At 55.8% G+C, this 13,746-nt stretch carries 9 protein-coding genes and 1 pseudogene; 3 read left to right on the top strand and 7 right to left on the bottom strand.

The annotated features are described in order from the left end of the window. The first annotated feature begins 1 nt into the window (after position 1). On the top strand, positions 2-1,612 hold the full coding sequence (locus I9H09_RS09340; protein WP_024668883.1) for an ABC transporter ATP-binding protein: 1,611 nt from the start codon (positions 2-4) through the stop codon (positions 1,610-1,612). A gap of 24 nt (positions 1,613-1,636) precedes the next feature. Beyond that, on the top strand, positions 1,637-2,431 hold the full coding sequence (gene fabI, locus I9H09_RS09335) for an enoyl-ACP reductase FabI (RefSeq protein ID WP_122323944.1): 795 nt from the start codon (positions 1,637-1,639) through the stop codon (positions 2,429-2,431). Between the two features lie 92 nt (positions 2,432-2,523). Here fabI and I9H09_RS09330 read toward each other — a convergent pair. The 7 genes and pseudogenes from I9H09_RS09330 to tig all read right to left on the bottom strand — a co-directional run bounded on the left by I9H09_RS09330 (position 2,524) and on the right by tig (position 12,402). Next, positions 2,524-3,744: pseudogene (locus I9H09_RS09330) on the bottom strand (IS3 family transposase). A gap of 108 nt (positions 3,745-3,852) precedes the next feature. Continuing rightward, positions 3,853-5,736, bottom strand: a complete 1,884-nt coding sequence (locus I9H09_RS09325) for a SurA N-terminal domain-containing protein (protein WP_122347604.1) — start codon at positions 5,734-5,736, stop codon at positions 3,853-3,855. A 205-nt stretch (positions 5,737-5,941) separates the two neighbouring features. Then, positions 5,942-6,214, bottom strand: a complete 273-nt coding sequence (locus I9H09_RS09320; protein ID WP_005897297.1) for an HU family DNA-binding protein — start codon at positions 6,212-6,214, stop codon at positions 5,942-5,944. A 147-nt stretch (positions 6,215-6,361) separates the two neighbouring features. Beyond that, positions 6,362-8,758: an endopeptidase La gene (gene lon / locus I9H09_RS09315; protein ID WP_122347603.1), complete on the bottom strand. Its 2,397-nt coding sequence runs from the start codon at positions 8,756-8,758 to the stop codon at positions 6,362-6,364. Between the two features lie 210 nt (positions 8,759-8,968). Continuing rightward, a complete protein-coding gene (clpX, locus tag I9H09_RS09310; protein WP_002552735.1) occupies positions 8,969-10,252 on the bottom strand; it encodes an ATP-dependent Clp protease ATP-binding subunit ClpX in 1,284 nt (427 codons plus the stop codon). A gap of 106 nt (positions 10,253-10,358) precedes the next feature. Then, positions 10,359-11,000 carry an ATP-dependent Clp endopeptidase proteolytic subunit ClpP gene (clpP, locus tag I9H09_RS09305; protein WP_002552734.1) on the bottom strand — a complete coding sequence of 214 codons (642 nt, stop codon included), beginning with the start codon at positions 10,998-11,000 and terminating at the stop codon, positions 10,359-10,361. A 91-nt stretch (positions 11,001-11,091) separates the two neighbouring features. Continuing rightward, positions 11,092-12,402: a trigger factor gene (gene tig / locus I9H09_RS09300; RefSeq protein WP_054997239.1), complete on the bottom strand. Its 1,311-nt coding sequence runs from the start codon at positions 12,400-12,402 to the stop codon at positions 11,092-11,094. A gap of 860 nt (positions 12,403-13,262) precedes the next feature. Between tig and I9H09_RS09295 the strand changes: the two genes are divergently transcribed. After that, entirely contained in the window at positions 13,263-13,745 is a 483-nt protein-coding gene (locus tag I9H09_RS09295) for a hypothetical protein (protein ID WP_054997238.1), read from the top strand. Position 13,746 lies beyond the last annotated feature (1 nt).

Genomic DNA, 13,746 nt, shown 5'->3' with positions numbered 1-13,746 from the left:
GATGAACAATGACAATCTGATCGAAATCCGCGATCTGGCGGTCGAGTTCGTGACGGGCGAATCGCGACAGCGTGTGGTCGAGAACATCAGCTTCGACATTCGCCGTGGCGAGACACTGGCGCTGGTGGGCGAAAGCGGCTCTGGCAAGTCCGTCACAGCGCACTCCATCCTGCGCCTGCTGCCCTACCCGATCGCCAGCCATCCCAGTGGCACCATTCACTATGCAGGCCAGGACCTGCTGAAAGTCGAAGAGAAAAAGCTACGCTCGATTCGCGGCAACCGTATCGCGATGATCTTCCAGGAACCGATGACCTCGCTGAACCCGCTGCATTCAGTTGAAAAGCAGATCAACGAGGTACTGGGCCTGCACAAGGGCCTGACCGGCAAGGCGGCCACTGAGCGGACGCTGGAGCTTCTTGATCTAGTAGGCATCCCAGAGCCTCGCAAACGGCTCAAGGCGCTGCCACACGAGCTGTCAGGCGGCCAGCGCCAGCGTGTAATGATCGCCATGGCACTGGCCAACGAGCCAGAGTTGTTGATCGCCGACGAACCGACCACGGCACTGGACGTGACCGTGCAGTTGAAAATCCTCGAATTGCTCAAGCAATTACAGGCGCGTCTGGGCATGGCGTTGCTGCTGATCAGCCATGACCTCAACGTTGTAAGGCAAATAGCCAATCGAGTATGTGTCATGCAGCGCGGTTGCATCGTCGAACAGGCATCGTGCGAAGAATTGTTCCGGTCGCCGCAACACCCGTACACCAAAGTTTTGCTAAGCGCAGAGCCCAGCGGCGGCCCATCGACCAATCCTGCAGGAGCACCGCTGCTTGAAGTCGAGGACCTGAAAGTCTGGTTCCCGATCAAGAAAGGCCTGCTCAAGCGGACCGTCGATCACGTCAAGGCGGTGGATGGCATCCGTTTCAGCCTGCCCGAAGGCCAAACGCTGGGCATTGTAGGTGAAAGCGGCTCTGGCAAATCGACGCTGGGGCTGGCGATTCTTCGCCTGATCGGTAGCCAGGGCACCATACGTTTCAAGGGCAACGCGCTAGAATCCCTGTCGCAGCAGCAGATTCGTCCGCTGCGCAGGCAGATGCAGGTGGTTTTCCAGGACCCGTTTGGTAGTTTGAGCCCCCGCATGTCGGTGGGAGAAATTGTCGGCGAAGGCCTGCGGATACACGGCATGGGCACGGCAGCCGAGCAACAGACGGCGATTATCGAAGCACTCAGGGAGGTGGGGCTTGACCCGGATACCCGGCACCGCTACCCCCATGAGTTCTCCGGCGGTCAACGTCAGCGGATCGCCATCGCACGGGCGCTGGTGCTAAAACCGGCGCTGATTCTGCTGGACGAGCCGACTTCGGCCCTCGACCGGACAGTGCAGCGCCAGGTGGTCGAGCTGCTTCGCTCGCTGCAAACCAAGTACAACCTGACGTATTTGTTCATCAGCCATGACCTGGCTGTCGTCAAGGCGCTGAGCCACCAGTTGATGGTGGTCAAGCAAGGCCAAGTGGTCGAACAGGGTGCAGCGCAGGAAATCTTCGCCGCACCGCAACATCCTTATACACAGCAGCTGCTGGAGGCCGCCTTTCTGGCGCCGGTAGCTGTCGATTAACCTGAACCTGAAGAGGAACAACACATGGGTTTTCTCGCCGGTAAGCGCGTACTGATCGTCGGTGTCGCCAGTAAACTGTCCATCGCATCCGGTATCGCCGCCGCCATGCATCGTGAAGGTGCAGAGCTTGCTTTCACCTACCAGAACGACAAGCTCAAAGGGCGCGTCGAAGAGTTCGCAGCAGGCTGGGGCTCGGGCCCTGAGCTGTGCTTCCCTTGCGACGTGGCCAGTGACGAAGAGATCAACAAGGTCTTCGAAGCGCTGAGCAAGAAATGGGACGGCCTGGACGTCATCGTTCACTCGGTCGGCTTTGCACCAGGCGACCAGCTGGATGGCGACTTCACCAACGCCACCACCCGCGAAGGTTTCCGCATCGCTCACGACATCAGCGCCTACAGCTTCGTGGCCTTGGCCAAAGCCGGTCGCGCAATGATGAAAGGCCGCAACGGCAGCCTGCTGACCCTGTCGTACCTGGGCGCCGAGCGCACCATGCCGAACTACAACGTCATGGGCATGGCCAAGGCCAGCCTGGAAGCCGGCGTTCGTTATCTGGCAGGCAGCCTCGGTCCGGAAGGCACACGCGTCAATGCCGTCTCGGCCGGTCCGATCCGCACACTGGCAGCTTCGGGCATCAAGAACTTCCGCAAGATGCTGGCTGCCAACGAAGCGCAGACCCCTCTGCGCCGCAACGTGACCATCGACGAAGTCGGCAACGCCGGCGCGTTCCTGTGCTCGGACCTGGCGTCGGGCATCAGCGGTGAAATCATGTACGTTGACGGTGGTTTCAATACCACTGCAATGGGCAGCATGGAAGAGTAAGACGGCAAGCGCCGCTCCTTACGAGCGGCACTTTCCCGCGGACAGCTTCAAATGCTGTCTAGTCCTGAAATAGGTTTACACCTGTTTCACGCTCAAAATGCCCGATGCACCGCATCGGGCGTTTTGTATTTCAGAGCTAAGTGTGGCCGCTCCCCATTGTAGATCTGCACTGATTCATCAACCATTTTCACTGCATCTGCCAAGTCTTTAGGGCGACGGAGTAGAAACTCGGTCTTCAAAATCCCGTTTACTCGCTCGGCCATAGCGTTCTGATAGCAGTCATAGCCATCCGTCATCGAGCACCGGATTCCATGCCTGGTATGCAGCTGCTGATAGAGATCGGAACAGTACTGGACGCCGCGATCTGAATGATGAATCAGCATCTGATCGGTTTTTCGCTCTCCTACCGCTTTCCAGTGCCTTTATCACCGATTGGGCATGCAGGCTTTCATGCACGTGATGGCCAACGATCTTGCGTGAGTACGCATCTGTTACAAGGCTCATGTAGGCCACGCTTTCCTGCGTAGGCAGGTAAGTTATGTCTGCAACCCAGACCTGTTCGGGTCCATGGGCCACGACTTGTTGCGGACCTGCTTTGAGCAGGTTGGGGTGGCGACGGAAGCGATGATGGCTATGAGTGGTCTTGTGATAAGCCCGTTTGCGCGGAACCAGCTCGCGCGCATCACGAAGGATGGTAAACATACGATCTCTACCCACGCACAACGACGCAGGAGCTTCGACGCTCATCAAGTAGTGCAGCTTGCGCGTTCCCAGCCTGGGCTGGCGACGCCGCTTTTCCAAAACGAAGTCCACCACCTCTTGGTCTCGGCAGACCCTCGCGTCAAAAGCGCGATTACGCTTGTAATACGCTTGGCGCGAAATCCCCATGAACAGGCAAGCCCTGGTAATGCTCAGGTCTTGGATTTGCCCTTGCGAGAGGACTTGCCGGGTCGCTTTTTTACGACAGAAACGCCGTAGTCATTTTTCAGAACGTTGACGACGGCTTCAAAGAACTGAGCCTTCTGGTTGCTCAGCGCCAGCTGTTCTTCAAGCTCTTTAATCCGCTGCTCGGGTGTCGGCGGGAGGGTTGGCTCGGTCATGGACCTGCTCCTCTGCTCTCGAATTGATGCGCCTTGGCTCCAATCCTGTCGACCGTGCTTTCGTAACCAGACCAGCACCGTCGACCGGCCTTGGATGCCATAGCGTCGTTGGGCTTCTTTATAACTCAACTCGCCTTTTTCAACTTGATCTACGACCGATAATTTAAAGGCTAGCGTGTAATCGCGCTGGCTGCGCCTTTTACCCGAATCCATTGAGTCCTCCTGAGGAAAGTTCAGAAGGTGTAAACCTTATTCAGGACGGGACATGCACAAAAAAAAGGCCGCTCGATGAGCGGCCTTCTTTTTGATCGGATTTCGAGATTAGAACTTCTCGATCTTCGCTTTGCTTTCCAACTGTGCACGGTACGCCGCAAAATCCTGCTGCCCTGCGCGCGATGCAAGGAAGCGGCGATACTGCGCTTTCTCTGCATCGGTCGGCACGGCCGCCTGATTTACACCATTAAGACGCACAATGACAAAACTGCCATCGGATGCGGTAATGCTGGCGAATTCCGGCTTGTCCTTGCCAACTGGCTTGGGCATACGGAACAGCATTTGCAGAACCGCAGGATCAACGCCCTCCTGACTGCGGGTAACCGCTTCCATGACTTTCCACTCACGCCCGTCCTGCTTGGCAGCCAATGGAATCTTGCCATCGCGCAGCCCGGCCAGCAGAGCTTCGCCCTTGGCCTTCACAGCCGCAGTAGCGTGTTCCTTCACCAGTTGAGCGCGAATCTTGTCGGCGACGCTTGCAAGCGGCAATTGCTGAGGTTGCAGGTGCTCTTTGGAGCGCACAACCACAACGGTCTCGGGGTCCAGTTCCAATGTGCTGCTGTTGGAGCCTTCTTCCAGCACTTCAGGGCTGAATGCAGCCTGGATGACCGCACGGTTGGCTGTCAGGCCTTCACCGCCTTCACGACCAAACGGTGCAGTGGTCTGAACCTTCAGGCCCAGGTCCTGCGCCGGCTGAGACAGATCTGACGATTCGAACGCAGAGTCTTCCAGTTGCTTGGTCACTTCGACAAATTTCTGTTCAACCAGCTGAGACTTCAGCTCGTCGGTCAGCTTGCCCTTCAGGCTTGCGAACGTGGGCACCGAAGGCGCTTCCACCCCCAGCAGCTTGATCAGGTGCCAGCCGAAGTCGGTACGTACTGGCTGTGAGACCTGGTCCTTGTTCAAGGCATACAGCGCCTCTTCAAAAGCCGGGTCGTATACGCCCTTGCCAGCGTACCCCAGATCACCGCCCTTGCTGGACGAACCCGGGTCCTGGGAAAACTCCTTGGCCAACGCCGCGAAATCTTCACCTTTGGCCAGGCGCTGTTGAATTTCTTCAATCTTAGCCTTGGCCTGTTCGTCGTTGAGCTTGTCATTCACCTCGATCAGGATGTGCGCGGCACGTCGCTGTTCGGAGAGATTGGCAATCTCTTTCTGATAAGCCGCCTGCAAGTCCTCGTCCTTGACCTGCACCTTGTCGAAGAAGGAAGACTTCTTCAACTCGATGTAATCAAGCACCACCTGCTCAGGGCTCATGAATTCCTTGGAGTGCTGGTCGTAGTGAGCCTTGACCTCGTCATCGGTCACCTTGACTGCAGACGTATCGGCCGGCAGGGTCAGCGAGGCGAAATCACGCGTTTGCTTTTCCAGACGAGCAAAGGCTTCAACCTGCGCATCGGTCACGAAGGCACTGCCCGCAACACCTGCGCGTACCTGACCGATGAGCATTTCCTGGCCAAGCATCTGACGGAACTGCATACGGCTGTAGCCCAGCTGGCGGATTACCTGATCGAAACGGTCAGCACTGAATTTGCCGTCCACCTGAAACTCGGGCGTCTGCAATATCTGCTGATCGAGTGCGGCGTCGGTAAACGTGAATTTGGCATCGGATGCGCCTTGCAGCAACAGCTTGCGATCGATCAGGCCCTTGAGGGCTGATTCACGCAACAGTTTTTCATCCAGCAATGCAGGATCGAAATCCTTGCCCAACTGCTGCGAGAGCTGCTGAGCCAACTGACGGCGCTGCATGTCAACGGCCTGACTCAACTCGTTCTGAGAGATGTCCTCGCCGTTCACTTCAGCTGCATTCTGCTTGTTGCTGGTAGCGGTAAACATTGCCTCGATGCCGGTGAAGGCCATCAACGCTACGATGATTCCGATAATTGTCTTGGCAATCCAGCCTTGTGAATTGTCCCTGATGTTCTGCAGCATTGCGTCCCCCAAAACGGTGGTACTGACTAACCAACCGCGGAGCGTGGGTAGAAAGCGGATAGAAGAAAGGCGCATCCGAGGATGCGCCTTCTCGTAACTGACGAAGCGGGAGGGCTCGAACCCTTCGGTGTCGCAACCGAATGCACCACCGCTCCGCTAACGGGCCAGGAAAAACCCGACCCAGCGAGCATAGACATCGAGAGGCTTAGTTGACAGCGTCTTTGAGGGCTTTGCCGGCTTTGAAACCTGGTTTTTTTGCAGCAGCGATTTGCAACGTCTTGCCGGTCTGCGGGTTACGACCGACGCGAGCAGGACGATCAGTAACGGAGAACGTACCAAAGCCAACCAAAACAACCGAGTCGCCAGCCTTCAGAGCGCCAGTGACGGATTCGATCACTGCGTCCAGCGCACGGCCAGCAGCAGCTTTCGGGATATCAGCAGATGCAGCGATAGCATCAATCAGTTCCGACTTGTTCACTCTAAGTCCCCTTATCTCTATTTTTGAGTACGTTTCTAAGTTTTAGGTGTTAAGCAAAACGAGCGCTGGAAGGCTTGCTGGTGATTGCTTTAAAGAGCCGCTTTATAACAAGGGCCCTAAAAAGCTGTCAAGGAAGCCTGTCCAGTCTTAATGCGTGCTAATTCTGTCCTTAGAGTCAGACTCGCGTTTTTCATCCTTTGTGACCAGATCAGTGGCTACATCCGGCAATGGCTCCGGCGCGTATTGCAGCGCAATTTGCAGGACTTCGTCAATCCATTTAACGGGCTTGATCTGCAGATCCTGTTTGATGTTGTCAGGAATTTCCTTCAAATCACGCACGTTTTCTTCCGGAATGATCACCGTCTTGATTCCGCCACGGTGCGCGGCCAAAAGTTTTTCCTTCAGACCGCCGATCGCCAGCACCTGACCGCGCAGGGTAATTTCACCCGTCATGGCCACATCTGCACGCACCGGAATCTGGGTCAGTGCCGACACCAGAGCGGTACACATGCCCACGCCAGCGCTCGGCCCGTCTTTCGGAGTAGCACCTTCAGGCATGTGAATATGCGTGTCGTGCTTCTCATGGAAATCCGCTGGAATGCCCAGGCTACGGGCGCGGCTGCGCACCACGGTCTGCGCTGCAGTGATGGACTCGACCATGACATCGCCCAGTGAACCGGTCTTGATCAACTGGCCCTTGCCCGAAATGACCGCCGCCTCGATGGTCAGCAGCTCACCACCCACCTGCGTCCACGCCAGACCTGTTACCTGACCGATCTGATCCTGCTGCTCGGCCAGCCCGTAGCGGAACTTGCGTACGCCCAGGAAGTGCTCAAGCATGTCGGCTGTGACCTGCACGGCGAAGCGTTTCTCCGTGGCATGCTCTTTGACCGCCTTGCGGCAGACCTTGGCGATCTGACGCTCAAGACCACGCACGCCTGCTTCACGGGTGTAGTAACGGATGATGTCGCGAATCGCCTCCTCGTCGAACTGAATTTCGCCTTTTTTCAGGCCGTTGGCCTGAATCTGCTTGGGCGAAAGGTATTTGACGGCAATGTTGATCTTTTCGTCTTCGGTGTAGCCCGGCAGGCGAATGACTTCCATCCGGTCCAGCAACGCTGGCGGAATATTCATCGAGTTCGACGTACACAGGAACATCACGTCAGAAAGGTCGTAATCGACCTCGAGGTAATGGTCGTTGAAATTATGGTTCTGCTCAGGGTCCAGGACCTCAAGCAGAGCGGACGCCGGATCGCCACGCATGTCGCTGCCCATCTTGTCGATTTCATCGAGCAGGAACAGCGGGTTGCGAACACCCACCTTCGTCATCTTTTGTATCAATCTTCCTGGCATCGAACCAATGTATGTTCGGCGATGACCACGAATTTCAGCCTCGTCACGCACACCACCCAAGGCCATGCGCACGAATTTGCGATTGGTCGCGTTGGCAATGGACTCTGCCAGGGATGTTTTACCCACACCTGGAGGCCCTACCAGACACAGCACAGGGCCACGAATTTTCTTCACGCGCTTTTGTACGGCGAGGTATTCGAGGATGCGCTCCTTGACCTCATCAAGGCCATAGTGATCGGCGTCAAGAATGGCTTCGGCGCGAGCAAGGTCCAGACGCACTTTGCTCTGTGCTTTCCACGGCACCTGAACCAGCCAGTCGATGTAAGAGCGTACAACGGTCGCTTCAGCCGACATAGGTGACATCTGCTTGAGCTTGTTCAGCTCGGCCGTTGCCTTGGTCAGAGCGTCCTTGGAAAGCCCGGCAGCATCGATGCGCTTTTTCAGCTCTTCGATTTCGTTGTGACCTTCATCGCCATCGCCCAGCTCTTTCTGAATGGCCTTCATCTGCTCATTCAGGTAGTACTCGCGCTGGCTGCGCTCCATTTGTTTCTTCACACGACCGCGAATGCGCTTTTCGACCTGTAACAGGTCGATTTCGGCATCCAGCAAGGCCAGCACGTGTTCGACACGCGCGGACAGATCGATAATCTCGAGGATTTCCTGCTTCTGCTCGATTTTGAGCGCCATATGCGCAGCCATGGTGTCGACCAGGCGACCGGGCTCATCGATGCTGTTGAGCGATGACAGGACTTCTGCAGGGACTTTCTTGCCCAACTGCACGTACTGCTCGAACTGGGCCAGCAAGCTGCGCACAAACACTTCGGACTCGCGATCCGGCGCATCAACCTCGTCGATCAGTGCGACGTCGGCACGGTAATGACCGTCGACTTCGATGAAACGCTCGACTGAGCCACGCTGCTCACCCTCAACAAGCACCTTGACGGTGCCATCAGGCAGCTTGAGCAACTGCAGGACAGTCGCAATGGTTCCTACGCTGTACAACGCCTTTTCGTCAGGATCGTCGTCAGCCGGGTTTCTTTGCGCGAGCAGCAGGATCTGCTTGTCGCCTGTCATTGCCGCCTCAAGGGCTTCGATAGACTTCTCGCGCCCCACGAACAGCGGGATAACCATGTGCGGATAAACCACGACATCACGCAATGGCAAAAGAGGCAATTCAATAGTGGTCGTCATGATTTCGCCTCTACAGCGGCCAATCGGCCGGGACAGATGGAATTAGCTTGAAGCCAAGATGGGGGTAGCGTTCAAAAAAAACAAGCTCTAGTGAGACGCCCCGCCAAGATCAGATTCTTCATACAAGACGAATGAACTGTCTAAAAATGCAAAAGGGGACCTCAAGGGCCCCCTTCTGTGTCATTTCACACGCAAACACACAGCAGTGGTTCACGCGTCAGGAGCGACCTTGGCAGGTGGCTCGCTGTTTTCGTAGATCAGCAGCGGCTTGGACGTGCCATCGATAACGCTCTCGTCGATCACCACCTTGCTCACATCGCTCTGCGACGGGATCTCGTACATGGTGTCGAGCAATACGCCTTCAAGGATAGAACGCAGGCCACGGGCACCGGTCTTGCGCTCAAGCGCACGACGAGCTACCGATTTCAGCGCATCAGTGCGGAACTCAAGGTCCACACCTTCCATCTCGAACAGCTTGGCGTACTGCTTGGTGAGGGCATTCTTCGGCTCGGTCAGGATCTGGATGAGGGCAGCTTCATCCAGTTCGTCCAGGGTAGCAAGCACTGGCAGACGACCCACGAACTCCGGAATGAGACCGAACTTGACCAGATCATCAGGCTCGACTTCACGCAGGGACTCGCCAACCTTCTTGCCTTCCTCCTTACTACGAACTTCGGCGTTGAAACCGATGCCGCCACGGGTGGAACGGTTCTGAATGACCTTTTCCAGGCCCGAGAAGGCGCCACCGCATATAAAGAGGATATTACGCGTGTCCACTTGCAGGAATTCCTGCTGTGGGTGCTTGCGCCCGCCCTGAGGAGGCACGGATGCCACAGTACCCTCGATCAGCTTCAGCAAGGCTTGTTGCACGCCTTCGCCGGACACGTCACGAGTGATCGAAGGGTTGTCGGATTTGCGCGAAATCTTGTCGATTTCATCGATGTAGACAATACCCATCTGGGCCTTCTCGACATCGTAATCACATTTCTGCAACAGCTTCTGAATAATATTTTCGACGTCCTCACCCACATAACCAGCTTCGGTCAGGGTGGTGGCGTCAGCAATGGTGAACGGCACATTGAGCAGGCGGGCCAGAGTTTCGGCCAACAACGTCTTGCCGGAGCCCGTAGGGCCGATCAGCAGGATGTTGCTTTTGCCAAGCTCGACATCGTCGTTCTTCTTGTCGCGCTGGTTCAGGCGCTTGTAGTGGTTGTACACCGCTACTGCGAGAACCTTTTTGGCACGTTCCTGACCGATTACGTACTGGTCAAGGATGCCGCTGATTTCTTTAGGCGAAGGCAATTTATGCGCGCTGCTTTCGGCCTGGGCTTCCTGCACCTCCTCGCGGATGATGTCATTGCACAGGTCGACGCACTCGTCGCAGATAAAGACCGAGGGGCCGGCAATCAATTTGCGCACTTCATGCTGGCTTTTGCCACAGAAGGAGCAATAGAGCAATTTGCCGTTGTCCTCGCCGTTGCGGGTGTCAGTCATTCGATCGATCCAATCCGGTAGGCTTGCAACACAAGATGAAGGCTATTGCGGGCTTTTTCAAGTCCGCAGGCGGTCGGTTGTGCCGACCCCCTACATTTTGAGCTGCTTAGGCAGGCATTTGACGCTTGTTGATCACGGAGTCGATCAGGCCGTATTCAGCCGCACGCTCTGCGCTCATGAAGTTGTCACGCTCGGTATCACGCTCAATGGTTTCAAGGCTCTGACCGGTGTGATGCGCCAGCAGCGAGTTGAGGCGATGACGAATGTGCAGGATTTCCTTGGCATGGATGTCGATATCCGACGCCTGACCCTGGAAACCGCCCAACGGCTGGTGAATCATCATCCGCGAGTTAGGCAGGCAATGGCGCTTGCCCTCGGCACCGCCGGCCAGCAGGAATGCACCCATGCTGCAAGCCTGACCGATACAGATGGTCGAAACGTCTGGCTTGATGAATTGCATGGTGTCGTAGATCGACATGCCTGCAGTCACCGAACCGCCCGGCGAGTTGATGTAGAGATGGATATCCTTGTCCGGGTTCTCCGCTTCAAGGAAAAGCAGTTGCGCCGCGATAAGGTTGGCCATGTAGTCCTCTACCGGGCCCACCATAAAGATGACTCGCTCCTTGAGAAGGCGCGAATAGATGTCATAGGCGCGTTCGCCACGGGCGGACTGCTCGATAACCATCGGGACCAGGCCGCCAGCGGCCTGGATGTCAGAGTTCTGCTGAATATAAGAATTGCGGGACATGTCCTGCATTCACTCCCAAATAGTCGAGTCTTGAATACGCACAAGCCAGCGCGAAGGCTGGCTTGTGGGTGTTTTCGCACGAAAAGAGAAATCAGTCGGCTTTTGGAGCTTCCACCGGCTTGACAGCTTCTTCGTAGGAGACCGATTTGTCGGTCACGCTAGCTTTCTGCAAAACAGTATCTACAACTTGCTCTTCAAGTACAACAGAACGTACTTCGTTCATTTGCTGCTCGTTCTTGTAGTACCACGCCACGACCTGCTCTGGCTCCTGGTAGGCGGACGCCATTTCCTGGATCATTTCGCGGACACGAGCGTCATCAGGCTTGAGATCAAACTGCTTCACCACCTCGGCAACGATCAGGCCTAGCTCGACGCGACGCTTGGCTTGCTCTTCGAACAGCTCTGCAGGCAGCTGATCGGGCTTGATGTTGCCGCCGAACTGCTGAACAGCCTGAACGCGCAGACGGTTGACTTCGTTTTCCAGCAGCGACTTGGGCACTTCGATCGGGTTGGCGGCCAGCAGACCATCCATTACCTGATTCTTGACCTTGGACTTGATCGCCTGACGCAGCTCGCGCTCCATGTTCTTGCGAACTTCGGTGCGGAAGCCATCGATACCGGTTTCCTTGATACCGAACTGCTTGAAGAATTCTTCGTTCAGCTCAGGCAGCTTAGGCTCGGAAACCGTGTTGACGGTCACGGTGAACTCGGCAGCCTTGCCAGCCAGCTCGAGGTTCTGGTAATCCTCGGGGAAGGTCACGTTCAGAACGCGTTCTTCACCAGCCTTGGCGCCAACCAGACCGTCTTCGAAGCCCGGGATCATGCGACCGGAGCCCAGCACCAGCTGGGTAGCGGTAGCGGAACCGCCAGCGAATACTTCGCCGTTGACCTTGCCCACGAAATCGATGTTCAGCTGGTCTTCGTTCTGGGCGGCGCGATCGGCTACCTCAAAACGGACGTTCTGCTTGCGCAGCACTTCCAGCATGTTGTCCAGATCACTGTCAGCCACGTCGGCAGACAGGCGCTCTACCGCGATGGTATCGAAACCGGCAACGGTGAATTCCGGGAATACTTCGAAAGTAGCCACGTATTCCAGGTCTTTGCCTTTTTCGAAAGACTTTGGCTCTACAGCAGGAGCGCCGGCCGGGTTCAGCTTCTGCTCAACCACAGCTTCATAGAAAGTAGCCTGAATCAGATCGCCCAGTGCTTCCTGACGTGCGCCGTCTTCGTAACGCTGACGGATAACGCTCATCGGTACCTTGCCAGGACGAAAGCCCGGGATCTTGGCTTTGCGCGCGGTCTGCTGCAGACGCTTGTTGACTTCAGTCTCGATGCGTTCGGCAGGCACGCCAATGGTCATGCGGCGCTCAAGAGCGGAAGTATTTTCAACAGAAACTTGCATGGATATTCCTCGTTGCACAGACGTTAGCCGGCCGTTTCCGACCCCAGAATCAAGGGCATGCATTCTAGTGGGTCAAACTCAAGAAGTCACCCTACTGAAAAAGGGTGGATTAAGAAGAAGGAACCAGCCGGCAGCCGGAGGACAAAGGGAAATACCCGGAACCACTCGCGACGCGTCTGGCACGGCTTCTATATAAAGAAGCATCCATACCGGACAATGACCGACTCCTTCTACACAGCACGTTTCGCTCGACCAACGGCAAATGACCGGCCCAGCGAAACGGTAAACGAATACGTTGAAACAAAAAAACCGCTCAAGGCGGCTTTTTTCAGCTAAAGCATTTTCAATCAAGCCATTGCATTCGGGCAGCTGCACAACTGGAAATCAACCAGCCGCCTGCTGGAAGAGGCTTTACCCTCAACACTGCAAATCAATGACTTTTTGCGGTACTGGCCCAATAGCACAGTGCAGCCTTCAGACTGATTCAACCCGGCGCGCATCGTACACAACGCAGCCGGGGTACGCCACCCATTGCAAGCAATTGAACAGATTGAAAATTTCCGGCCAACTAATCTTGTGCCCATGCGAAGAGGAACCTTTGCAGAACAGCGACAGCCGCACAGCATAAACGCTCGATACTGCCCTGACACCTTAAGCACCATTGAAACGCTCACCCACACTGCAGATGCACCTTGATTGGCAACGAGTGACAGATGCTGCATCACCGGCACGATCAATCGTTCTCGCAGCGGCAGTGCGCCCTGCTTACTCTGCCAAACCCTTGTGCAGCAAAGCTGATCGCCCCATAATCCCGGCGCTGACACTGCCGCGGCAACACTCAAAATCACCCAGGAAAGACCATGTACAAAATGATTGCTGCTTTAGGTTTTCTCGCCATGACTTCAGCAACCCTCGCAGGGTGCAATGAAAAAGAAGGCAGCAAAGAAACGGCAGCAAACACCAAAACCACTCATTACTCTTCCGACAAATGCGCGATTGACTCAATCGGTGGAAAGACTGGTGCAACCACGGTCTATGTTGCCAAAGGCATGGTCACGTTCATCGGATGGGCGATCGATACCGCCCACCAAAGCGCACCACAGGAAATAAAACTTCGTCTGACCGGCTACAAGGGAACCCCTGTCACCTTCAAGGACCCGTCCATCATTGACCGTCCGGATTTGATAAAAGTATTCGGCAATGAAAAGCTTCTGAAATCAGGCTTTTCATTCACGGCAGATTTGTCCTCGCTGGAGTCCGGTGGTTACAGCGTAGTCACCGAAATCCCGGGCGAAAACTCTTCCCTTCTTTGCCAGACGAAAGTACTGCTTGTCATTGAATAAC

The sequence above is a fragment of the Pseudomonas tremae genome, from assembly GCF_023278125.1.
GTDB lineage: Bacteria > Pseudomonadota > Gammaproteobacteria > Pseudomonadales > Pseudomonadaceae > Aquipseudomonas > Aquipseudomonas tremae.
Note: the sequence above shows the minus strand (reverse complement) of the source record. Positions and strands in the feature narration are given on the sequence as shown.

Excerpts from the sequence above, each read along its gene's own strand:
- I9H09_RS09340 (WP_024668883.1), top strand. The coding sequence starts at position 2 with ATGAACAATGACAATCTGATCGAAATCCGCGATCTGGCGGTCGAGTTC.
- fabI (WP_122323944.1), top strand. The coding sequence starts at position 1,637 with ATGGGTTTTCTCGCCGGTAAGCGCGTACTGATCGTCGGTGTCGCCAGT.
- I9H09_RS09325 (WP_122347604.1), bottom strand. The coding sequence starts at position 5,736 with ATGCTGCAGAACATCAGGGACAATTCACAAGGCTGGATTGCCAAGACA.
- lon (WP_122347603.1), bottom strand. The coding sequence starts at position 8,758 with ATGACGACCACTATTGAATTGCCTCTTTTGCCATTGCGTGATGTCGTG.
- clpX (WP_002552735.1), bottom strand. The coding sequence starts at position 10,252 with ATGACTGACACCCGCAACGGCGAGGACAACGGCAAATTGCTCTATTGC.
- clpP (WP_002552734.1), bottom strand. The coding sequence starts at position 11,000 with ATGTCCCGCAATTCTTATATTCAGCAGAACTCTGACATCCAGGCCGCT.
- tig (WP_054997239.1), bottom strand. The coding sequence starts at position 12,402 with ATGCAAGTTTCTGTTGAAAATACTTCCGCTCTTGAGCGCCGCATGACC.
- I9H09_RS09295 (WP_054997238.1), top strand. The coding sequence starts at position 13,263 with ATGTACAAAATGATTGCTGCTTTAGGTTTTCTCGCCATGACTTCAGCA.